The organism is Parasphingorhabdus sp. NYA22 (assembly GCF_976973735.1).
Window position 1 is genome coordinate 561,378 of the sequence record NZ_OZ333477.1, and the last position, 22,409, is coordinate 583,786.

A 22,409-nucleotide genomic window follows, 5' to 3' on the forward strand; every position below is an offset into this window, starting at 1 on the left:
AAAGCGGATGGTCAGCAACCGCCCCATTTATTGCCGTTCATGTTCAAGCGTATAAGCAAGCCACAAGCTGTAAGCGAGAATTGAGAGCGGGTAGAAATATTTGGCGGTGCGTAAAAAATACGCCTGGCAAAAAGAATCCTGGCTAGAGTTTCCCCCCCGCCTGTTTGATCGCACGTCTGATGCTCATATATGTTGCGCAGCGGCAGATATTACCGCTCATTGCCGCATCGATATCGGCATCCGTCGGGTTGGGATTTTCGTTAAGCAAAGCGGTGGCTGCCAATATCTGGCCAGATTGGCAATAGCCGCATTGGGGAACATCATTCTCCACCCATGTCTCGCGTATCACATCAGCCGCGGCTCCTCCCAATCCTTCGATGGTCGTGATCTTGGCATCGTCGAGACTGTCATGCGGCGTGATACAGGCCCGTGTCGGGGCGCCATCCACATGGACGGTGCAAGCGCCGCATTGCGCAATCCCGCATCCGAATTTGGTGCCGGTCATTTTGAGATGATCGCGCAGTACCCAGAGCAGGGGCGTTCCGGCAGCCGCTGTGACAGTTTCGTTTTTGCCATTTATGTTCAGTGTCGTTGCCATGAAATGCTCCTCAATCAACTTTTCGCAATTGCCGGAACATCCAGCGTGTCGCGATTTGCGCCTATCAGCGGCAGGCTTCTGAAACGCTGCCCGGTAGCATTGAAAATCGCATTGGCCAGCGCTGGCGCTGCAGGTGGCGTCGGGGGTTCCCCTACGCCCGCAGGGGGGCTGTTGGACGCAATGATTTCGACTTCGAAAATTTTCGGGGCCTCGCCCATCCGCATGACTCGCCAGCTCGGGAAATTATCCTGCACGACAGCGCCATTCTTGGCGCTTATCTCGCCGTAAAGGGCGTTGGACAGACCAAAGATCGTGCCGCCTTCCATCTGCGCTTTTGTGTGGCGTGGATTGATAACGGTCCCGGCATCCACTGCGAGCCATATGCCCGGAATGGTCAGAGTTCCGTCCGGCGCAACCTTCACTTCGATCACGGTAGCGACATAGGTCAGAAAGGACCGGTGGACGGCGATGCCGAGGCCGTGTCCCTCGGGAAGCTTTCTTCCCCATTCGGCCATTTTGGCAGCTTGCCTGGCGACATTGGCGAGCCGACCGGTATCGATTGGATATTCTTCGGCCGAGCCACCATAATTCGTGTAGCTTGCCTGTTCTGCATTGGGGTCGATCAGTCTTGGTTCGCCGATCAGTTCGAGCAGATAGTCCTTTTGATCGCGTCCAGCGGCATGCGCTATTTCCGCTGCAAAGCTCTGGACGGCAAAGGCGTGGTAGATATTGGCAACCGACCGCAACCAGCCGATGCGCAAATGACCCTTGGCATTGCCGGATTCGACCTGCAAATTGGGGATGGCAAACGGCACGTCGGTCGCGCCCATGCCCATTTCGCCATCGGAAGGCGCGGCCATGCCGGAGTTGAATGTGGAACCAATGGGCGGGAAGACGGAACGGTGACGATAGGCGGTGCACTTGCCTTCACTGTCCAGCCCCGCTTCAAGCCTTTGTGCGCTTGTGGAATGATAGAAACCATGCCGGATATCGTCCTCTCTGGTCCATGTCACCTTGACCGGCTTGCCCACTTCCCGTGCGACAAGAGCGGCCTCGACGACGAAATCCGGTTTGGACTTGCGCCCGAACGCGCCGCCTAGCCAGGTGGCGTGGACGGTAATATCTTCCTTATCAATGTCCAGCAGATCGGCCAGTGTTTGCCGGGTTGCTTGCGGGTCCTGAACGCAGGCCCAGCATTCGAGCTTATCACCGGTCCAGCGAGCGGTCGCCGCTGGAGGCTCCATCGGCGATTGCGAGAGATGCGGGGTATAATATTCGGCGGTGATATTTTTATCAGCAGCTGCTAGCGCTGTACCAGCATCGCCTCGGCTACGGCGAACGGTGCCCGGCTGCTTCGCCTTTGCTTCCATCGCCTTGCGAAAATTGTCCGAGTCATAGCCTGCATTGGGTCCGTCCAGCCAATCGACCTCCAGCGCATTGCGTCCCTGGATCGCAGCCCATGTATCGACTCCCACAACCGCGATACCGCCAAGCGGCTGAAACAGGGCAGGTGGCTTCGCATCCGGAAGCTTCACTATTTGCAATACGCCCGGAACGGCCAGCGCGTTGCTATCGGAAACCGCACCGGTCTTGCCAAATAATTGGGGTGGCCGGGCAATTACCGCATAGACCATGTCCGGCACATCCACATCAATACCATATGTTCCTTCCCCCCGGGTCATTTTCGGGACGGTCAGCGACGGCATTGCCTTGTTGATATAGCGCCAGTCCTTTGGCTCTTTCATGACAATATCGGCTTCCGCCGGCACTTGCAGTTTGGCCGCCAATTCGGCAAGATTGCCGTAGGACAGGCTATCGCTATTTTCGCTGTTCGATACCTTGCCCAGAGCGGCGCTGCATTGGGAAGGGTCCATTTTCCAATAAAGCGCTGCGGCGGAGACGAGCATCTGTCGCATCGCGGCGCCAGCCAGCCGCAGCCGGTGAAAATTGTAGCGCACCGATCTCGAGCCATCTGTATTCTGATCGCCATAACGTTCGTGCCCTTCGGCCTGGACAATTGCGACATTCATCCAATCTGCTTCCAGTTCATCAGCGACTATCTGGGCCATGGACGTCCAGACCTGCTGGCCCATTTCCGAACGGTGACAGGTGATCCTGACCGTCCCGTCTTTCTCGATCGCAATCCACAAAGCGGGCGTGGCATCCCCGCCTTCAACATCGGTCAACGGGCTGGGACCTGCTTTTGGTACGCCCATGCTGTCGGCATCGATGACCGGTTCGGCATAAGCGGAACAGCCGGCCAGCGTTACGCCAACAATGAAGAGCCCCGTCCCCGTAACAAACCCCCGGCGGGTGAGATTGACAATCGAAACAGGCTGTTCGGTCCGCACCGGCTTTTTTTCACGCGGGGGAATGATTCCGATATCTTCCAAGAACATCTCAAACCTCTTCAATTATGGCAATAAAACCGGCGATTCACGATCCGTGCTGCATGCAAAATCAATCTATCACAATTTATTACGAAAAGAAGGATTTTTATTACGATAAACCGTTGATTTCGCGTTTGACCAGCCAGTTCGCTTTGACAGCGACCGGTTAGCGGCTAATAAGATAAACCAATGGACTATTCCGCAGCGCACTCCCGATCGATATGTTCAGAGTCAGTACTGATTGCCGACATCCGGTGGATCGCGACTCCGTTTTGACGCTGGAAGCACAAGCGAGGGAAGCGTTGAAGCGCGGCGATATACCGGCTGCGGCGGCTGCCGCCAAATCTATGATATCGGCGGACGAGGACCAACCTGCCGGCTATTTTCTGTTGGGGATTGCTGCTGCCGAAGCCGGCCAGATCGGAAAAGCCGTGCCCCTTGTCGAGGCTGCGGTCGCGCGCGGTCCCGAAGCGGAACATCTGGCACAACTGGCGAAGTTGCTCATCCTGTTGCGGCGTGATGGTGAAGCCGGTGATGCCGCGCGAAAAGCGATGGCGCTGGCACCGAGCGACGCGCGCACGTTCGATACGATCGGATGCGTTTTTACCCGGCTCGGAGACCATGAGGGATCAGTCCAGCCTTTCCAATCGGCGGTCGCAGCAGAACCGGATAATATCGACTATCGTTATAATCTCGCGGCCGCGAGCGGCTTCACCGGCAGGGTCGAGGATGCCCTTACCCATTATGAAGCCATAATTTCCGCAGATCCCGGTAATGCGCGAGCCCACTATGCCCTTGCCATAGCCTCGCGGCAAACAGCAGAATCCAGTCATGTCCCGAGGCTGAAAGCTGCTCTTGCAAAAGCACAGAAACCCGGCGACGGGCTGCGCATCCGCTATGCGTTGGCGAAGGAACTGGAAGATATCGGCGACCCGGAATCATTCCGCCATCTTTCGACGGCCAATGACGAGCACAAGCGTGCGCTCCGATATGATTTCGCGCAGGACGCGGCTATATTCGACGCGATCGAGACCCTGTTCGCCGAGCCCAAGCACAGCCTCCGCGCCGGTTCAGGACGTTCTAACCAGGCACCGATATTCGTGGTCGGCATGCCCCGCACGGGAACCACGCTGGTTGATCGCATTCTCTCTTCGCACTCCGGTGTGGCGTCGGCGGGTGAACTGCAGGCGATGCCGCTCGCGGTTAAGCGACTGGCTGCTACCGCGTCGCGTACCGTCATCGACCAGGAAACGGTGACGGCGAGCGGCAAAATCGATCCGGCGGAAATCGGTGATGCCTATCTCGCCCAGGCGGACCACCACAGACATGATGGCACGGCGCGCTTTACCGACAAGTTACCGGCCAATTTTCTCTATATCGGTCATATTGCGCGCGCCTTGCCGCATGCGAAAATCGTCTGTCTGCGCCGCAATCCGATGGATACGGTCTGGAGCAATTATAAAAATCTTTTTGCCAGCCAGTCCGCTTATTATGCTTACTCATATGACCTTCTCGACACCGCGCGTTACTATGCCCGCTTCGATCGGCTGATGGCGATGTGGGATAAATTATTCCCCGGGCTGGTGCTGCAGCTATCCTATGAACAACTGGTCGTGGACCAGGAAGTACAGACCCGGCGCCTTCTGGAGCACTGCGGTCTCGACTGGGACGAAGCCTGTCTGACGTTCCACGAGAATAGTGCGGCCGTGGCCACGCCCAGCGCGGCACAGGTTCGCCGTCCCCTCAATGCCGACGCGGTCGGAAAATGGCGCACGCACGAAGCGGCGTTGCAGCCGGCACGAGCCTTTTTCGAGGAACAGGGTATCCCGATAGAATAGAGTGATGCCGGGCTGGAAAGTCCGCAGCGAAACGCGCCGCTCATATGGAAGGGGCACCTGCCGTTTCCGACAAGTGCCCCTCCGCTTCATTCGTTAATCCAGACGGTCAGAATTTAAACCGTCCTTCAAGGCCGACGGTCCGCGGATTGAGAACGGCCTGCCGGTAATAGCGCACGGTGACACCGTCATTGACGCCAATTCGCGAGCGATCGTTGGCGACCGAAACCACTGCATATTTGTCGAAAACATTGTCGACGAACAGACCGACAGTGAACCGTTCGGTGTCGTAAGAGATGGATGCACGGTTCAGGATATAGCTCGGGATTTTGTCCCCATAGGCACGATCCCAACCGATCCGGGAAACCACTTTTCCGCGATAGGTTGCCGTCCAGTTCGCAACGATATCGCCATCCATGACCGGCGTGACATAGGTGACACCGAGGCTGGCCGTGTTCTTGGCCGAGCCAGGCAGGCGATCACCTGCCAGAGCATCGAGTTGAAGGAACCGATTGGAATAATCTCCTGGTGTCTCGCGAATGGTGATGATGCCGGGCACGTCCTCGGTCAATTTGGCGTCGGTATAGGAATATGTTCCCTGAATCGACAGTTCTGGGGTCGGCTTGAACTGGAACGAAGTCTCGAAACCCTTCGATTCCGCTGAACCGCCATTCACCGTAATACCGGTTGCACCGTAGAGCGTCGACGAATTGACCTGGATGCCTTGCCATTTGACCTGGAAGACATTGAAATTGAACGATAGCATGTTGTCGAACAATTGTGCCCGCATCCCAAGTTCAAGATTCTTGGTCGTGTCCGGTCCATATTGCAGTTCTTCGGGCAAGGCACAGATGATCTGCTGTCCGGGTGCGATATTGTCCGGGCAAGGCGCGACACGGTTCGGACCGCCGATACGATAACCCTTGCTGTAGGTGAGGTAGGCCATCAGATTCGGGGTGAAATTATAGGAAGTGTTGAATTTCCACACCCAGCCGTCTTCCCCTGCATCGCCGCCGTTCACGGGCAGATCGTATGGACTGAGCGGATCTCCCAGCACCGGCAGAGCTGCCGCGCCAGCGATCGTGGAGCTATATTTGAAGTAGCGCGCGCCGGCAGTGACCTGCCATTCAGGCGTCACCTCGAATGTGCCTTCGCCGAAGATCGCCTTCTCGGTCACTTTTGAGCTAACATAGCTGACATATTCAAGCGCTTCGGGATTGGTCACCGCGTCTACCCACGGGTGGTTCGGAATACGCTCGGCATAATCGCTTTGATATTCATTCTCGTTATAAAATCCGCCAAGCACCCAGCTAAACGGGCCGCCGTGCCTTGAAACGAGACGGATTTCGGCATTCTTCTGCTTGCGGGACGTATCCGACTGGGTATATCCGGCGAAAGCGGGGAAAAGCTCATAGTCGTAATCCAGGTCGAGCAGCAGGTCGGTCACGTCACTCTGGCCGTGGTAATTGACCTTGGTATAGGCACCCGTGGCAACAATATCGAAGATGTCCGCGACATTGGCGTTGATTTCGGCGCTGAACAGATGAGCATCGCGTTTGACCGGTTCCGTGAAACGGCTGGCGTTCTCATAGCGGCCAGTCCCGAGCACGCCGGCGCTGTTGGACTGTCCGCCACCCGTCTTGGTCTGCTGATACGCATAGGTCAGAATCAGCTTCAAATCTTCGGTGGTCTGGAACAACAACTGGTTGCGGGTGGTGAATGTCCGTTCGTAGTTGAGATCCTTTTCTCTGGTGAGATTGGCAGCATAGCCCTCGGGAGAGATGCTGTCGGGACCATCCGGTTGCGGAAGCGATACGCCCGGCTCTTTGACCAGAGTCGTATAATCGATGAAGCCGGGATCGAAATAATAGCCGGTGGCAGAACGGAATGCGACGTGATCCTGCACGATTGGAATGTTGATCATACCGTCAACCTGGACACCGAAGGAGTCGCTGTGAGACTTGGCGTAGACGCGGCCGTGGACCTCTCCTTCGACCTCGCTGGTATTGGGGCGGTTGGGAATGTAACGGATCGCGCCGGCCAATGTGCCGAGGCCGTATAATGTCCCTTGCGGTCCGAGCAGCGTCTCGACGCGCTCGATATCGATAAGCTTGAAGTCATAATAAAGGGGGACTTCGCCCAGGTAGATGCCCAAAGCATCGTCGTAGGTCGCCCCGCCATCATCGGAGCCCGATGCATTGAGACCGCGCAGGACGATTGTACCTGTTGAGCCTGGACCCGTGTCTGAAATTGTCAGCCCAGGTGTGAAATCGGCGAGATCGCGCACGTCGTCGATCCGGTTCCGTTCGAGGTCCTCGGCACTGACAACCGAAATGTTGACGGGTGTTTCCATGAGCGTCGTCGCTCGCCGCGTTGCGGTGACGATGATCATATTGTCAGCGCCGGCCGCTTCAGCAGCGATATCTTCCGACATTTCCTGTGCGTACACAGGTGTGGCGACCATAGTGCTGGTCAACATTGTCGCTGAAAGCAGGCCTAGCTTGAGTCTTGCGTCCTTTATCATTATTCTTATCCCTCATATTAAATGCCCCCCGGGGGCCAGACGTACGTCGTTCATCCTGCGACTTTGTCCTGAGGATCTTCCATTTTGCCCGCTTACCGTTATTCGGCTTTCAAGCAGGCGCTTCTAAAATTGCGGTTATGATTCCGCCCGATTTTTGCGATCCCGAACTTATTTTTCTACGCTTTCTCCTCCTTGAATGTCGGCCGACGTCGGCTTGTCATGTCCGGCCTTGAATTTGTTGATGAGTGGTTGAACCGGGAAGATGAACTGCTCGTAGATCGACAGCCGTTTGCGGTCATCCTGGCCCACCTCTTCGGATTCTCCTTCGCGGAAAGTGCCGAAAATCCGGTCGAGCAAGATCAGGGAATTGCCGTAATTACACCGCGTATCTTCATAGCTCAGCGCTGTGTGATGGAGACTGTGATGCCGGATGGTGGTGAAGACATAGGAATAGAATAGAGGCGGGTTCGAACGCACATTGGCGTGTGCAAAAGTGGACACCACGGTGAGCACATTGAAGCCGCAGAACAGGGCAGCCGTGTCGAGATCGAAGATCGCAATGACACTGAGGCTGATCAGGAACAGTTCGATCGGATTGCCCACAGATCCTTTCATGGCATTGAGCTGTGTAATGTGGTGGTGCGGGGCATGAGTCAGCCAGGCCGGATACCAGTCGTGCATCAGTCGGTGCATCCAGTATTGGCCGAACTCGTAGAGGAATATTACCAAGGCAACCTGCAGCAGAAAAGGCATCTGCATGGCCCATTCCGTGCTGATTCCAATCGACTCCTTGAAAGAGGCCAGCGGCTTGTCTGCAAGTGTCTCCGTCGCCCACCCGATCGCGGTATATTGGAGGGTGAGATAGAAAAGATCGGTAGCAAATTCCTTGCGCGTCAGGCGCCAGCCCTCGTGGCGCTCGAGCAGCTGCTCGAGGCCGAGGACGAAAAAGCTTATGGCAAGGCCGGTGACAACTATCGACCAGGGGCTATCGGTTATGGATGAGGGCGCAAACATCCAGAACAGGACGACAGCGATTACCGTTGCGGGAGGGATCAGGTTGATCAATGTCCGCTTGACCGGATTCTCGCTCTTGTCAGGACCGGATATTGTGCAGGAGCGAACAGTAGCGGAGCTGGCCGACCCGTTCTCTGTTACTGCCTCGCGATCTGACGATTTACCCATAGAAAACCTCCTATCAAGCCGGAAATCGGCCTAATGCCTCAGGTTTTCTTCTCCCAATGAATGCCGTTCTCAAACGCGACACGACCTACGATATAGATATTACCTAATGCGTCAAGAGTAATAACCACGGTTTGTTAGCATGTGCACAATAAATGTTCCAAATGCCCGAAAACACCGGTTTTTTTAGTGTTTAGCGGTTCCCTCCGGCGCGCTGGACATGGCTTGCGGCTGCGTGGCTTTCCGCTTTTGCCAAACTTCAAAATAAGGACAGCGAATCAGGACAGGCGACCACAGGCAGACGCTTTCCTTATTCGGCTTCTGCCCCGGGGCTGCTCCACCAGGAAATAGAGTGTACGTCATGCGCGCTCGTCCAGATGCCATCGGCCGTATAGCGTATGGCACCGCTGCCAGCGGCAGCACCCGGACGGGCGAGGATATCCAGAGTTTCCGCATCAATGGCGACGAAGGTCTGATCGTCGGTTGTCCGCAGCCAGACTATGCCACCACCGGTGTCAATGTCACCATAAAGCAAGCTATCGCCGACTTTGATGCGGCCAGTCACCGTGACAGTCTCGGGATCGATCCGCGCAACCGTGCCGTCTCCCTGCTCCTGTACCCAGACAGCGCCTTCGCCGGCAGCGAGAAAACCGGGCTGCTTGCCGAGCTCGGCTGTGCCGGTCACCTTGTTAGTCGCCGGATCGATACGCTCGATCGACCGTCCATCGCTGCTCACTGCCCATAATGCGTCCAGGCCATAAGCGAGAAAAAAGGTTTGCGGGGCAACATCGACGGTTGCGATCACTTCATTTGTCTCCGGATCGATGCGGGCGATTTTTCCTTCCGCATCGCTTGGTACCCAGATCGAACCGGCGCCCGCGACCACATTTGTTTCCCCTTTCGGGTTGGCAATGCCAGTGGCAATCATCGCTTCCACTTCCGCCGTATCCAGGTTGATTCGATAGAGGTTCGCATCTTCGCAATTGGCTACCCATAGCGAATCGGATAATATGGCCATCGTGCCACATGGGCGCGGCATCTTGACCGACGCAAGCATGCCTTCGGTCGACCATTGCTCGACCCGGCCCCGATTGGTGGCCCAGACGGTGTCACCGTCGACAGCGAGAAAATCCGCAAAATCCGGTACTTCAATCTCTTGCTCTACCAAGTTTGCCGGTTGCAGCGCGGTTGGAGAATCAGCTGGTGGCTGATCTGCCGGAGAGCAGGCCGCGGTAATAAGCAGCATCAGGGCGATCGAACGTTTCATGTGAATACTCCTGCGAAGTGCCGGTATCGGCACGTTAATAACGATAAGGGTTGGAATCGATGGTGGTGGTACTGCGCGTCTGGTTGCAGAGGAAAACCGTGCCGGTGAAATAAATGCCTGGCTCGGTGATCGTCTGCGCATAGGCGAAGGCCTCGCGCAATTGCTTCACCGTCATCTGCACCGGTGCTTCGTCCGGTTGATGGGTGAGTCCGTAGGGATAGTCTTCGTCGTCCTTGCTGATCTCGACGTGGCAGCCCATGACGTGGGTTACGGGATGCGTATCAACAAATTCGATCAGCCGCTTCATGCTGTCGAACCAGGGTTCCCAGTAGGTAATGTAGCAGCGCCCGCGATAGAACATGTCGCCGGTGTAGAGAATCTGGGTGTAATTATCATAATAGGCAAATTCCGACACCACGTGGCCGGGCGAGCCCCAGATCTCGATCTCGCGGCCGCCCAGATCGAGAGTCACGCTTTCCTCCGGATAATTGGTCATGCCCCAGAAACCGAGCATTTCTTCGTGGGTTAGACCCATGTAGCGGGTGTTCGGCCGGTCGGCGAACTGGTTGACTGCAGCATAATGGTCCGAGTGGAGATGACTGAAGGCAACCAGCAGTTCCAGACTCGCCGGATCGCGACCGTTCCGCGAACACCAGTCCGCGATACACTCGTCTATCACGCCGCGCAGATCCCAGTCATTTCGCAGCGTGGTGAATCCTTCGTCAAGCAGCAGGACGCGGTCGTTGCCGAAATAAAGCGGCGTGAACGGTGCCTCGAAACTATAGGCTTTGTTCTGGCGCAGGATCGCGGTGTGCGCATTATACCAGTGGACTTGAACCGGTGGATCCGTGTTGTCCATGCAGGAAGCCGATCCGCAAATCCATCGCTTGGGAAAGCCCCCCGGTGCGGGAACATTGCTTTTGAAATCTATTGGCGCCGGGCGCGTGGCGGCCATTGCCGAACTGCTGAATGTGGTTAGCGCATTACCGGCAACCGCAACCGTGGCGGCTGCGGCATTATATGATATGAAAGTGCGACGATCCATGAAAGTCCTCTCTGATTCTAAAACGGCCGGGGCGGGTTGATCTGGGGCACGTCTTCAGGCCAGACCGGCGTCCGCTGGTCGGGGCTGACCCCGTTGAAAAGCACAAAATCCGGCCGGATGAGCAACATCTCCTGGCCGCTGATTTCGCGCGCATATTGCAGCACTTCGTCGATCACGTCCGGTTCGAGCTGCAATATCCGTTCATAAGGCTTGTAGGTTGCGAAGCGCGGGTAATATCTGCCCGGCGCGAACATCATTTCGATATGGCCACCAAGGATCCATTTTGGCGAACGGTCCGCCGCGAAAGTTTTCAGCCGCTCGAGCGATGTCACGAAATCGCGGTCATTGCTGATATTGATTTTGCCGGGATACAGGAAGTCTCCGGTGAACAATATTTGGCAATAGGGATCGTAAAATGCGACTCCATCCTTATGGGTGCCGGGCGTGGGGATAACTTCGATCACGCGGTCGCCAAGATCGATTGCGCCGGCGCCGGAGGGCCAGCTGCTGCGAAATCCATAATGTTGTTTCATTACATCGAAAGGTGGGGGCACGATGGTTGTATCGGGTCGTCCGGCAAATTGTACCAGCCCCTGGTTCTGGGCAATGTCTTCGCCCGATGTCAGGGCAATGGTCAGAGGCACCCTGCTTCGCCCTCTTGCCTGTCCCCAGCGGGTGACGATGGCATCCACTGTCTCGCGCAGCGGGTAATGTTTCGCGTTGGCAGTTGCGCCGCTGTCGATCAGCAGAGCCCCCTTGTTGCCAAATAGCAGATAGGTGAAGGGCGCTTCCCAATGCACGCAGACATTTTGTCGCAGGACGAAACTGTCCTCATTATATTGTACCACCTGTACACGTGGATCGCGGTTCTTCGCTGCCACGTTGGAGCCGTAGGTCCAACGAAAGGCCAGCCTGCCCGGAGCCGGCCCGTCGCTGTTGTAATTATGAGTTACTGGTCCTGCTGGGTGGAGTGGCACCGCTGAATCGGTGTTGCGGACGCCGGGAGGATTATATCCGAATTCGGCGTTGCCATTGCCGGAGGCAGTGGGATTAAGGGCTGGTGCAGACGTTTGCGGCATCGAATACTCCTGACTAAGGTTCCAGTGCGGCGTTAACCGACTGCTTTCGATGCATGCTCCCCCGAGACGCCGCGTTTCACCCGATTTCCGGATGATTCGGCATGCGTATTCAGGAAACATACGGATATTACTAAATATATCAATAGTAATAAATATAGATGGACAACGAGTAGTTTTGCCGCAATGCTGCAACTGCGAAAGGAAATCGAATCATGATTAAAGGGATACGCCGCGCAGGGGCATTGGCAATGCTGGCATGTGCATTCATTATAACGTCGTGCTCGCCAACGGCTGAGGAAGCGGCAGCACCACGCACTGAATTTAATATTGGCTGGTCTATCTACGCAGGCTGGATGCCTTGGCCATATGCCGAACAGGCCGGCATCGTTAAGAAATGGGAAGATAAATACGGCATCAAGATCAATATCGTTCAGGTTAACGACTATGTTGAATCCGTGAACCAGTACACCGCTGGTCAACTTGACGGCGTCACCGTCGCTAATATGGATGCGCTTACCATCCCCGCTGCCGGCGGCAAGGACACCAGCGCAATCATTGTTGGCGACTATTCGAACGGCAATGATGGCGTGCTTTTAAAAGGTACCGACGACCTTCACGCAATCAAGGGCCGGAAAATCAATCTCGTTGAACTTTCGGTTTCTCATTATCTGCTGGCACGCGCGCTTGATGCAGTCGGTCTGTCGATGACTGATGTCAGCACCGTCAATACTTCGGACGCGGACATAGCCGGTGCCTTCTTGTCGAAGGATGTGACGGCCGCGGTCGCCTGGAACCCACAGCTGTCGACGATGAAGCAGGCGCCGGGTGCAAAAATGGTATTCAGTTCTGCCAATATTCCGGGCGAGATTCTCGACCTGTTGGTCGTTGATACCGCAACGCTCAAAGCCAACCCAAATCTCGGCAAGGCCCTCGCCGGAATCTGGTACGAGACAACCGCACTGATGCAAAAGCAGGATGAAGAAGGCAAGGCGGCGCGAGCGGCAATGGCTGCACTCGCCGGCACAACGCCGGAAATGTTCGACGGTCAGCTTGCAACCACCTTCCTTTATGCGGATCCCAAGTCTGCCGTTGCGGCAACATCGGACAAGTCACTGATCGAAACCATGACCCGCGTGCGCGACTTCAGCTTCTCGCAGGGACTGTTCGGTCAGGGCGCGAAGTCGGCCGATGCTGTGGGTATGGCATTCCCGGGCGGCAAAACGCTGGGGGATAAGAATAATATCACCTTGCGCTTCGACGAGACATATATGCAAATGGCCGTTGATGGGGCGCTGTAATCTGACGACCTCTGGAAACAGCAAGATCGGGATAGGAGTATCATGCGCTGGGTGAATCGTCGCATAAGTCGAGGCAATAATCTGCTCTTGGGCTCCATTCCGATCTTGATACTGGTCATGATCTACTTGTTTGCGGCGGCAGAGCGCCACTCGATCAATCCCAGCGACAAGCTTCTCCCGCTACCCGGAGCAATGGTTCAGGCCATGTGGGGACTGTTGTTCGAACCCGACCAGCTTACCGGCCGGTTACTCTTCTGGGCGGACACGTTCGCCAGTCTCCAGCGGCTCGGACTCGGGCTCGGCATTTCGACTCTGTCGGCGCTGCTGGTAGGATTGCTCATTGGTATCCTGCCGCCCGTTCGCGCTACCTTCGGCATGTTGGTGACCGGCATAGCGGTCATCCCGCCTATTGCCTTGCTGCCGATATTGTTCATTGCCTTCGGTCTTGGGGAGGCGTCCAAAGTGGCGCTGATCGTTATCGGTATCGCGCCCTTCATGATCCGCGATATCGCTGCCCACATCGGGGGCTTGCCGAGAGAACAGATCGTCAAGGCGCAGACTCTGGGCGCAAGCACCTGGCAGCTGATATTACGGGTCGCATTGCCGCAGGCCATGCCACGGCTGATCCAGGCGGTGCGGCTGTCGCTTGGGCCGGCATGGGTATTCCTGATCTCTGCGGAGGCGATCGCGTCCGATATTGGTCTGGGATATCGTGTCTTTCTCGTCAGGCGCTATCTCGCGATGGATGTAATTCTGCCTTATGTCGCGTGGATTGCGTTGATCGCAGTGGCGATGGACTTTCTTCTCGCCCGCTCCAGTCGCAGCCTGTTTCCATGGGCACATGGAGCAAGCCGTTGAGTACGGTTCTCAGCTTGCGAAACCTGTGGGTCGAATATGGCGACAAGGTGGTTCTCGAGCGCATCAACCTCGAGATTGAAGAAGGCTCTTTTGTTTCGATCATCGGACCTTCGGGGGCAGGCAAGAGCAGCCTGCTTCGGGTAATATTGGGACAGGAAGCACCGACATCCGGTTCGATCCTGCTCGACGATGTACCGCTGAATCCCGAATGCGGGCCTGACCGTGGTGTCGTGTTTCAACGCTATTCCGTATTTTCGCATCTGACGGTCCTCGGCAATGTATTGTTCGGCCTCGAATGTGCCCAGGCGCCGTTAACGGCACGACTATTCGGAGCGCGGCGGCGCGTAGCGGTTGCGGAAGCGGAAGAGATGCTGGCGGCGGTTGGCCTAAGCGATAGTCTGCACCTCTATCCGGCGCAGATGTCCGGCGGCATGCAACAACGTCTGGCGATCGCGCAGGCGCTCATAAAACGGCCACGTATTCTGTTACTCGACGAACCTTTCGGCGCCCTTGATCCGGGCATCCGGTCGGATATGCACGCTTTGATAACGCGGTTGTGGAGCGAATATTCCCTGACTATAATCATGGTTACCCATGATATCCGCGAAGCGTTCTCGCTTGGAACCAGAGTTCTGGCCCTGGACAAATTACGCCAGGATCCGCACGCCCCGCACCGCTACGGTGCGTCCGTGGCCTACGATATTCCGGTTGATAGAAAGAACGCACTATCGGAAGATATGGGCATCGGCGCAGCGAGCAATTACAGTGTCGAAATTGTCAGCAGTATTACTGTTGACACAACTAATAATAACTGAGAGGAGCAAAAACATGATATCGGAACCAACCAAACTAGCCCGGCTCAGTATGAGCCTACCTGCAGAATTATTGCTTCATCTCGACAATATGGTCGAAGAGCGGGGCCTGCCGTCGCGGTCCCAGCTAATGTCAGAGCTGATTCGTCATGCGCTGGCTGAACATGAGGCGCTGACTCGACCCGAAGAGATGCTCGCAGGGACCATTACGCTGGTTTATAGTGGAGACCACGCAGGCGTGCGCCAACAGCTCGCTACGACCCAGCTACATTACCTAAAAGAAGTCATCTCCTCTCAACATGTTTTTCTCGAGGACGACCAGTCACTCGAGGTGCTGCTGGTACAGGGGCCAGCGGTACGGCTCGACGGACTTTGCGATTCCTTGCGGCGCATTCGTGGGGTGCATCAGCTACGGCTTGTCACCACCACAGCCTTGCTGCCGCCGCTTCACGAACAGGACGAAGCAACTGAAAAGAGCAGAAAGACCAGGAGCGCCGCGGCATGATCAAGCCACTTGCGGATCCTATGGCGGCGCGCGATCATGCGCGGGCAATGGCGGGCACGAAGGTCGACACCATGCCCGTCTTGCCTCCGGTCGCCGAGGATTTGCCCGCCGATGTGGCCGCCGAGGATTTGCTCTGGGAAGAGACGATAGCCGCTGGCGGCTATACCACCCGCACGCTGGCGCGAGGTTCGCGCCTACGCCTCATCGACCTTGAGGGTGACGCCTGCGCCTCAGTCCTGATTTTCAACGCAGAAATGCCATCCGAACGACTCAATATCGCGGACACCGTGAAGGTGCAGTGGAATGCCTATCTCGGTGCCGGCAAGTTGCTGCTCTCCGATATGGGCCGGGTCATGATGAGCATATTGAAGGACGATGCGGGGACCCATGACGCATTTTGCGGCACATCCAACGCCGCGACCAACACAGGAAAATATGGAGAAGGTCACAACAGCAGTGCCTTTCCCAACGGCCGTGACCGTCTTTTGCTGGGATCCGCCAAACACGGGCTAGAACGACGTGACGTACATCCGTGCGTCAATTTTTTCAAAGGAACGAAGATCGAAGCCGACGGGACGATTACCCCGGTGGTTGGTCCCTTTGATGCCGGGCGGGAACTGGTCCTGCGCGCCGAGATGGATGTGATTGTCGTTATCGCCAATTGCCCGCACATTCTCGATCCGCGCGAGAAATGGACAGTGACCCCGCTGCGCATTTCCGCGTGGCGCGGGGCCGTGACACCCGAAGACGACGATATTCGTAATGCTACGCCAGAGGGCTTGCGTGCCTTTCAAAATGTTGAAGATTATTTCCGTCGCTAGGAAGGGATCGTGCCTCCAAAATGACAACTCCCCTAGAAACTCCCGTATTGTCCGGTACCGTCGTTCATGATGAAATCGTGCCCGCGCGGGCGCCGTGGCTTCATCATCTCGCTGCCGGTCAAACCCTTCATATTGTCGATCTGGAAGGCAACCAGGCGGTCGACTTTCTGCTCTATTCAGCCGCCGACGACTCCGAACGCTATAGCGCGCAGGACACCGTCGCAGCGCAGGGCAATCTGTTTCTTCGCGCCGGTACTGTTCTGCGGTCGAACGAAGGGCGCGCGATGATGACCATCCTCGCTACTTCGGTCGATTACCACGATACGATCGGTGGCGCCTGTTCCTGCGAGTCCAATACACTGCGCTACGGTCATCATACCAAGAGCCAGCATGCCTGTGTCGAGAATTTCCTCGAGGCCAATCTGACCGAAGGGCGCGGCAAGCGCGATATTGTTTCCAACATCAACTTCTTCATGAACGTGCCGGTCGAGGAAGATGGAGCGCTGGGGATCGTCGATGGTATTTCGGCCCCGGGGCTGACGATCGACCTGCGCGCGGAAATGGACCTGATCGTAGTTGTGTCCAACTGCCCGCAAATCAACAACCCGTGCAACGGTTTTGATCCAACCCCGGTGCGAATGATCGTCACCGCATGAGCGTTGAAACGGTTCTTATTGCCAACCGCGGAGCGATAGCTACCAGAATTATTAGGACGATACGCGACATGGGGATGCGATCGGTTGCGGTCTATTCCGAGGCCGATGCCGATTCCCTGCACGTATCGCAAGCGGATGTGGCCGTCTGTATCGGTCCCGCCCCGGCGACCGAGAGCTATCTCGACATTGCCGCGATCATCAATGCCGCACGCGAAACCGGTGCCGGCTTCATCCATCCCGGTTACGGCTTTCTGGCCGAGAATGCCGAATTTGCAGAAGCATGCGCTGCTGCCGACATTGTTTTCATCGGCCCCACGCCGGAAGATATGCGAACATTCGGTCTGAAGCACAGTGCCCGTGCGCTGGCCGAAGAGCACGGCTTGCCTCTCGCACCCGGTACGGGGCTTCTTGGCGACGAGGATGATGCCGCACGCGCTGCGAACGAGATCGGCTATCCGGTCATTCTGAAAGCCACCGCTGGCGGCGGCGGCATTGGCATGCATATTTGCGAGGATGAGGCGGCCGTACGCAAGAATTGGGACAGCGTAGCCCGTCTCGGCGCAGGGAATTTCGGCGACGCCGGTGTGTTTCTGGAACGCTATATCGCCCGCGCTCGTCATATCGAGGTGCAGATATTCGGCGACGGGACCGGCCGGGTCATGCCGCTCGGCGAACGAGACTGTTCGCTACAAAGACGGAACCAGAAGGTCGTCGAGGAATCGCCTGCGCCGGATCTCGACGATCACGTGCGGCGCGAACTGATCGCCGCAGCGGTCCGCCTGGGCGCAGCTGCCCGCTATCTTTCCGCTGGTACAGTCGAATTCCTGTTCGACGCCGAGCGTCAGGAATTTTTCTTTCTGGAAATGAACACCCGGCTGCAGGTCGAACATGGCGTCACCGAAGAGGTGATGGGGATTGATCTTGTCGAATGGATGATCCGCGGGGCAACGGGGGACTTCTCGTTCCTGGATCGCAAGCCGCCAGTGTCAAAAGGCCATTCGGTGCAGGTACGCCTATATGCCGAGGATCCTGCGCTGGATTATCGCCCGACCAGCGGCACGATCACTGCCATCAGTTTTCCTGAATCTATTCGTGCCGAAACATGGTGCACGGCCGGCAGCGCGATCAGCGCCTGGTATGATCCGATGATCGCCAAGCTCATCGTTCACGCCGATACAAGAGAGGCAGCCATTGCGGCAATGCAGGTCGCGCTCGACGAAAGCCGCGTGGACGGGCTCGAGTCCAATCTCCGCTGGCTGCGCGCCGTCATCCGCGATGAACGCTTCATTTCCGGACAGGTCGCGACCAGATTGCTGGATACGATCGTCTATAATCCGCACAGCATCCGGGTGGTTTCCGGCGGCACAGCAACCACGGTTCAGGACTGGCCGGGCCGCGTCGGTCTCTGGTCGGTCGGCGTGCCACCTTCCGGCCCGATGGACGACCATTCCTTTCGCATCGGTAACCAGCGGCTTGGCAATCCGGAAGGAACGGCCGGGCTCGAGATCACGTTTACCGGTCCAACCCTCTATTTCAACGCACCCGCACGCATTTGCGTCACGGGAGCCGATTTCGGCGCCCGGCTGGACGATGAACCAGTGGAACGGGGCGTCCCGCTCGACATCGCTGCAGGCCAGACGCTCGCGCTTGGCCGTGTGAGCGGCGGCGGCATGCGCGGTTATATATTGATCGCCGGTGGCCTCGACATTCCAGCCTATCTCGGCAGTCGCAGCACGTTCGAACTGGGTCAATTCGGAGGCCATGCCGCACGAAAACTGGTGGCAGGTGACACGCTGCATCTGGCGGAAGCGGAGGTCAGCGCGCCCGCACCGGTTTCCGAAATATCGGATTTCGGCAACCACTGGACGCTGCGTGTCCTGTACGGTCCCCACGGCGCACCGGACTTTTTCACCGACGACGACATCCGCGCGACCCTCGATGCCGATTGGCGTGTGCATTATAACAGCAACCGCACCGGTGTTCGTCTGGTCGGACCCAAGCCGCAATGGGCAAGGGCCGATGGCGGGGAGGCGGGCTTGCATCCCTCCAACATTCACGACAATCCTTATGCTATCGGTGCGGTCGATTTTACCGGCGACATGCCGATCATCCTCGGCCCCGATGGACCATCGCTCGGCGGATTTGTCTGTCCGTTCGTGGTGATCGCCGCGGATCAGTGGAAAATCGGACAGCTTGCCCCGGGCGACCGCCTGCGTTTCGTACCGGTCACGCTTGATGATGCCAAAGCTGCGGACCGCGTCCCACTAGAACTGACGGCGAACCCATCCCGCACCGGCCCGCAGCGCGAGATCGCCGATCTTTCCCCGATCCTCGCTGACACACCAGCCCAGGGGCTGCGCCCCCGCACGGTGTACCGGCAGCAGGGTGACCGCAATATATTGGTCGAATATGGAGAGATTGTCCTCGACATCGAACTGCGCATTCGCGTTCATGCCCTGATGACGCTGCTCGAGGAAAAAGCCTTGCCAGGCGTGATCGATATCGTGCCCGGCATCCGCTCCTTGCAGCTGCATTTCGATGACGACATTCTTGACCAGAGGGGCGCGCTTGCTGCGCTCATGGAAGCCGATAATCAACTGGGCGATCTCGAGGACTTCACGGTTCCTTCCCGGATCGTGCATCTGCCACTCAGCTGGCGGGACCCGGCGACGCTGGAAACGATCGAAAAATATATGGCCGCCGTCCGGGACGATGCACCATGGTGCCCGGACAATATCGAGTTCATCCGGCGCATCAATGGCCAGCCCGACGCGGACGCTGTCGAGGACATTATTTTCGACGCGAGCTATCTCGTAATGGGGCTGGGCGACGTCTATCTCGGTGCGCCCGTGGCGACTCCGGTCGATCCCCGGCACCGGCTGGTAACGACCAAATATAATCCGGCCCGGACATGGACCCCGCCCAATGTCGTCGGAATAGGCGGTGCCTATATGTGCATTTACGGCATGGAAGGCCCCGGCGGCTATCAGTTGTTCGGCCGCACCATTCAGGTTTGGAACACCTATCGGCAGACCGATGCCTTTGTTGACGGCAAGCCCTGGCTGCTGCGCTTCTTCGATCAAATCCGTTTTTTCAGCGTAAGTGCCGAGGAACTGGTCGAATGGAGAAGGGATTTTCCCAATGGCCGCCGTTCGATCCGGGTCGAGGAATCGGAATTCCGTCTGGCCGACCATCGTGCCTTTCTGGCTGAAAATGCCGAATCCATTGACGCTTTTGAAGCAACGCGTCAGTCCGCATTTGAGACCGAACGCGCCGAATGGCAAAAAAGCGGAGAATTCGACCGTGTCACCCAACTGGCAGAAGACCCCGCAATCGGCGCTCCTGTTGCTCCCGCAATCAAAGTGCCCGAGGGCACTGACCTGATCGAGGCCCCCTTTGGCGGAAGCGTGTGGAAGCTATTGGTTGCAGAAGGGGATGAGGTACAGGCAGGGGACGTGATTGCCGTGATCGAAGCGATGAAGATGGAAAGTCCGCTCGAAAGCCCCGATAACGGCACGATTGCAGCACTTTATATCCGCGAGCGTCAGTCGCTGGAACCCGGCGCGCCAATGCTGGCGCTGAGGAGGCACTGATGACCATGCTCGACCGGCAAAGCCCAGCAGCGATCGCATCAGCCGTAAATAGCGGGAAAACAAGCGCGCTTGCAGTGGCGCAGGAAACGCTCGCTCGTCTTCACGCTTATGATGCGGTGCAACCGCAAATATGGATCAGCCGGGCCGAGCCCACTGATTTGCTTGCTGCTGCCCGCAAGATTGATGCCCGCATTTCGGCTGGAGAACAGCTCCCGCTTGCTGGCGTGCCCTTTGCAGTAAAAGACAATATCGACGTCGCCGGGTTTGAGACCACGGCGGGTTGTCCTGCCTACGCCTATTTCCCGGCCGCTTCTTCGACCGTGGCTGCAAAGTTGCTCGAAGCGGGAGCCATTTGCGTCGGGAAAACCAATCTCGATCAATTCGCGACTGGCCTTGTCGGCACCCGCAGTCCTTATGGCATACCGCGCAACGCCTATAATCTGGCTTATGTCAGCGGCGGATCGAGTTCGGGGTCGGCCGTCGCGGTTGCGGCGGGCCTTGTCGGTTTCGCACTTGGCACCGATACAGCCGGCTCGGGACGGGTCCCGGCAGCTTTCAACCATCTTGTCGGCCTCAAGCCCACTAAGGGCCGCTGGAGCACAGACGGCCTCATACCTGCGTGTCGCACCATCGACTGTATCACGGTGTTTACCGATAATCTGTCCGATGCACGGCTGGTGGACGATGTGCTCGCGGGCTTTGATCCATCTGATCCTTATTCGAAGCCGCTGGCTGATTGCTCGATTCAAGCCAAGCGGATCGGCGTGCCGCGCCGCGACCAGCGCGCATGGTTCGGCGATAGCCAGTCCGAATATCTATATGATCAGGCGATCGCCCGTTTGGGAACCGATGCGGAAATCATCGAGCTGGACATATCGCCGCTCAACGAAGCGGCGAGCCTTCTTTACAATGGTCCCTGGGTCGCTGAACGAACGGCAGCCATTGAGGATCTCTTGGCCAGCAATCCCGATGCAATCCATGAAACGGTACGCGCGGTTGTCGAGCCCGGGTTAAACATCAGCGCGGTCGATCTGTTCAAAGGCATGTACCGCCTCGCTGAACTCAAACGCCAAGCGGACGGGCTATGGGACGAGGTCGACCTGCTCGCCTTTCCCACCACCGGCACCACCTATCGCGTCGCGGAACTGTTGGTGGCACCGATCGCGTTGAACAGCAATCTCGGCTTCTACACCAATTTCGTAAACCTGCTCGACATGGCAGCAGTCGCTGTGCCCGCCGGCACCCGTTCGAACGGGACCGGCTTCGGTATCACCTTGATCGGCCCTGCCGACAGCGATCAAGCCTTGCTCGGTGCAGCAGAAAACTATCTCGCGGTAGCAGAACTGCCTGCTCCGCCCGCACTTGATCTGGAGGGAAAAATGGAAAGCGTGAAACTTGCCGTCGTCGGCGCCCATTTGAAAGACATGCCACTGCACTGGCAACTGACCTCGCGCGATGCCGTGTTCGTCGGAGCCTTCGAAACCGCTCCCACCTATCGCCTTTTCGCGATCGCCGACAGCGTCCCGCCAAAGCCGGCGCTGGTACATAGCGAGGATGGTGCTGCCATTAAGGTCGAAGTCTACGAACTCGACGTCGCCGCCTTCGGTAGCTTTGTGGCAGAAGTTCCTGTCCCGCTCGCAATCGGGACCGTTACCTTGGCCGACGGCAGCAGCGTCAAAGGCTTTGTTGCCGAGTCTCGCGCCACGACAGGCGCACAGGATATTACGAATCTCGGCGGCTGGCGCGCCTTTATCGCCGCGAAATAGCACGCTTGTTAGCCGCTAAGCAGGAGAAACTTGCGTCACCGCTAGTCACGCAAATATTACGCTTGACGTGTTTGATAATATCAATACCATAGCCGTCATACCAAAAAATAAGAATCGTTCACAGGAGAGACACTGCAATACCGGGCCGGTTTCGCGCTCGGGCAGTAGCTATTCTTGGGCCTC

General features: G+C 57.2%; 16 protein-coding genes. 9 read left to right on the forward strand and 7 right to left on the reverse strand.

Annotation, left to right across the window (positions count from 1 at the left end):
• Positions 1-142: 142 nt before the first annotated feature.
• Complete coding sequence (locus ACWFTY_RS02770) at positions 143-598, reverse strand: (2Fe-2S)-binding protein (RefSeq protein ID WP_447525873.1); 456 nt, start codon at positions 596-598, stop codon at positions 143-145.
• 14 nt (positions 599-612) lie between these two features.
• A complete protein-coding gene (locus ACWFTY_RS02775) occupies positions 613-2,997 on the reverse strand; it encodes a molybdopterin cofactor-binding domain-containing protein (RefSeq protein ID WP_447525874.1) in 2,385 nt (794 codons plus the stop codon).
• A gap of 245 nt (positions 2,998-3,242) precedes the next feature.
• Here ACWFTY_RS02775 and ACWFTY_RS02780 point away from each other — a divergent pair, with 245 nt between their 5' ends.
• Positions 3,243-4,826 (forward strand): tetratricopeptide repeat-containing sulfotransferase family protein, encoded by a 1,584-nt coding sequence (locus tag ACWFTY_RS02780; protein WP_447525875.1) that lies wholly within the window; start codon positions 3,243-3,245, stop codon positions 4,824-4,826.
• 106 nt (positions 4,827-4,932) lie between these two features.
• On the opposite strand, the gene ACWFTY_RS02785 is transcribed toward ACWFTY_RS02780, so the two are convergent.
• From ACWFTY_RS02785 to ACWFTY_RS02805, 5 genes are all read right to left on the reverse strand, one after another.
• Positions 4,933-7,302 carry a TonB-dependent receptor gene (locus ACWFTY_RS02785; RefSeq protein ID WP_447525876.1) on the reverse strand — a complete coding sequence of 790 codons (2,370 nt, stop codon included), beginning with the start codon at positions 7,300-7,302 and terminating at the stop codon, positions 4,933-4,935.
• A gap of 213 nt (positions 7,303-7,515) precedes the next feature.
• On the reverse strand, positions 7,516-8,529 hold the full coding sequence (locus ACWFTY_RS02790; protein ID WP_447525877.1) for a sterol desaturase family protein: 1,014 nt from the start codon (positions 8,527-8,529) through the stop codon (positions 7,516-7,518).
• Between the two features lie 307 nt (positions 8,530-8,836).
• On the reverse strand, positions 8,837-9,793 hold the full coding sequence (locus ACWFTY_RS02795) for a Vgb family protein (RefSeq protein ID WP_447525878.1): 957 nt from the start codon (positions 9,791-9,793) through the stop codon (positions 8,837-8,839).
• 34 nt (positions 9,794-9,827) lie between these two features.
• A complete protein-coding gene (locus ACWFTY_RS02800; protein ID WP_447525879.1) occupies positions 9,828-10,838 on the reverse strand; it encodes an MBL fold metallo-hydrolase in 1,011 nt (336 codons plus the stop codon).
• A gap of 17 nt (positions 10,839-10,855) precedes the next feature.
• The gene (locus ACWFTY_RS02805; RefSeq protein ID WP_447525880.1) at positions 10,856-11,917 is read right to left on the reverse strand and encodes an MBL fold metallo-hydrolase; all 1,062 of its coding nucleotides are present in this window, start codon (positions 11,915-11,917) and stop codon (positions 10,856-10,858) included.
• Positions 11,918-12,129: 212 nt separating this feature from the next.
• Between ACWFTY_RS02805 and ACWFTY_RS02810 the strand changes: the two genes are divergently transcribed.
• The 8 genes from ACWFTY_RS02810 to atzF are packed head-to-tail and all read left to right on the forward strand — an operon-like array spanning position 12,130 to position 22,226.
• Complete coding sequence (locus tag ACWFTY_RS02810) at positions 12,130-13,215, forward strand: putative urea ABC transporter substrate-binding protein (RefSeq protein WP_447525881.1); 1,086 nt, start codon at positions 12,130-12,132, stop codon at positions 13,213-13,215.
• A gap of 42 nt (positions 13,216-13,257) precedes the next feature.
• A complete protein-coding gene (locus tag ACWFTY_RS02815) occupies positions 13,258-14,073 on the forward strand; it encodes an ABC transporter permease (RefSeq protein ID WP_447525882.1) in 816 nt (271 codons plus the stop codon).
• Entirely contained in the window at positions 14,070-14,888 is an 819-nt protein-coding gene (locus tag ACWFTY_RS02820) for an ABC transporter ATP-binding protein (protein WP_447525883.1), read from the forward strand. Before ACWFTY_RS02815 ends, ACWFTY_RS02820 begins: the two co-directional genes overlap by 4 nt.
• Before the next feature lie 13 nt (positions 14,889-14,901).
• Entirely contained in the window at positions 14,902-15,390 is a 489-nt protein-coding gene (locus ACWFTY_RS02825) for a CopG family ribbon-helix-helix protein (protein ID WP_447525884.1), read from the forward strand.
• Positions 15,387-16,211, forward strand: a complete 825-nt coding sequence (locus ACWFTY_RS02830) for an urea amidolyase associated protein UAAP1 (RefSeq protein ID WP_447525885.1) — start codon at positions 15,387-15,389, stop codon at positions 16,209-16,211. Before ACWFTY_RS02825 ends, ACWFTY_RS02830 begins: the two co-directional genes overlap by 4 nt.
• Before the next feature lie 20 nt (positions 16,212-16,231).
• The gene (locus ACWFTY_RS02835; RefSeq protein WP_447525886.1) at positions 16,232-16,867 is read left to right on the forward strand and encodes an urea amidolyase associated protein UAAP2; all 636 of its coding nucleotides are present in this window, start codon (positions 16,232-16,234) and stop codon (positions 16,865-16,867) included.
• Positions 16,864-20,460: an urea carboxylase gene (gene uca / locus ACWFTY_RS02840; RefSeq protein ID WP_447525887.1), complete on the forward strand. Its 3,597-nt coding sequence runs from the start codon at positions 16,864-16,866 to the stop codon at positions 20,458-20,460. Before ACWFTY_RS02835 ends, uca begins: the two co-directional genes overlap by 4 nt.
• Positions 20,460-22,226, forward strand: a complete 1,767-nt coding sequence (gene atzF / locus ACWFTY_RS02845) for an allophanate hydrolase (RefSeq protein ID WP_447525888.1) — start codon at positions 20,460-20,462, stop codon at positions 22,224-22,226. The genes uca and atzF overlap by 1 nt, the downstream gene beginning before the upstream one ends.
• The last annotated feature ends 183 nt before the right edge of the window (positions 22,227-22,409 follow it).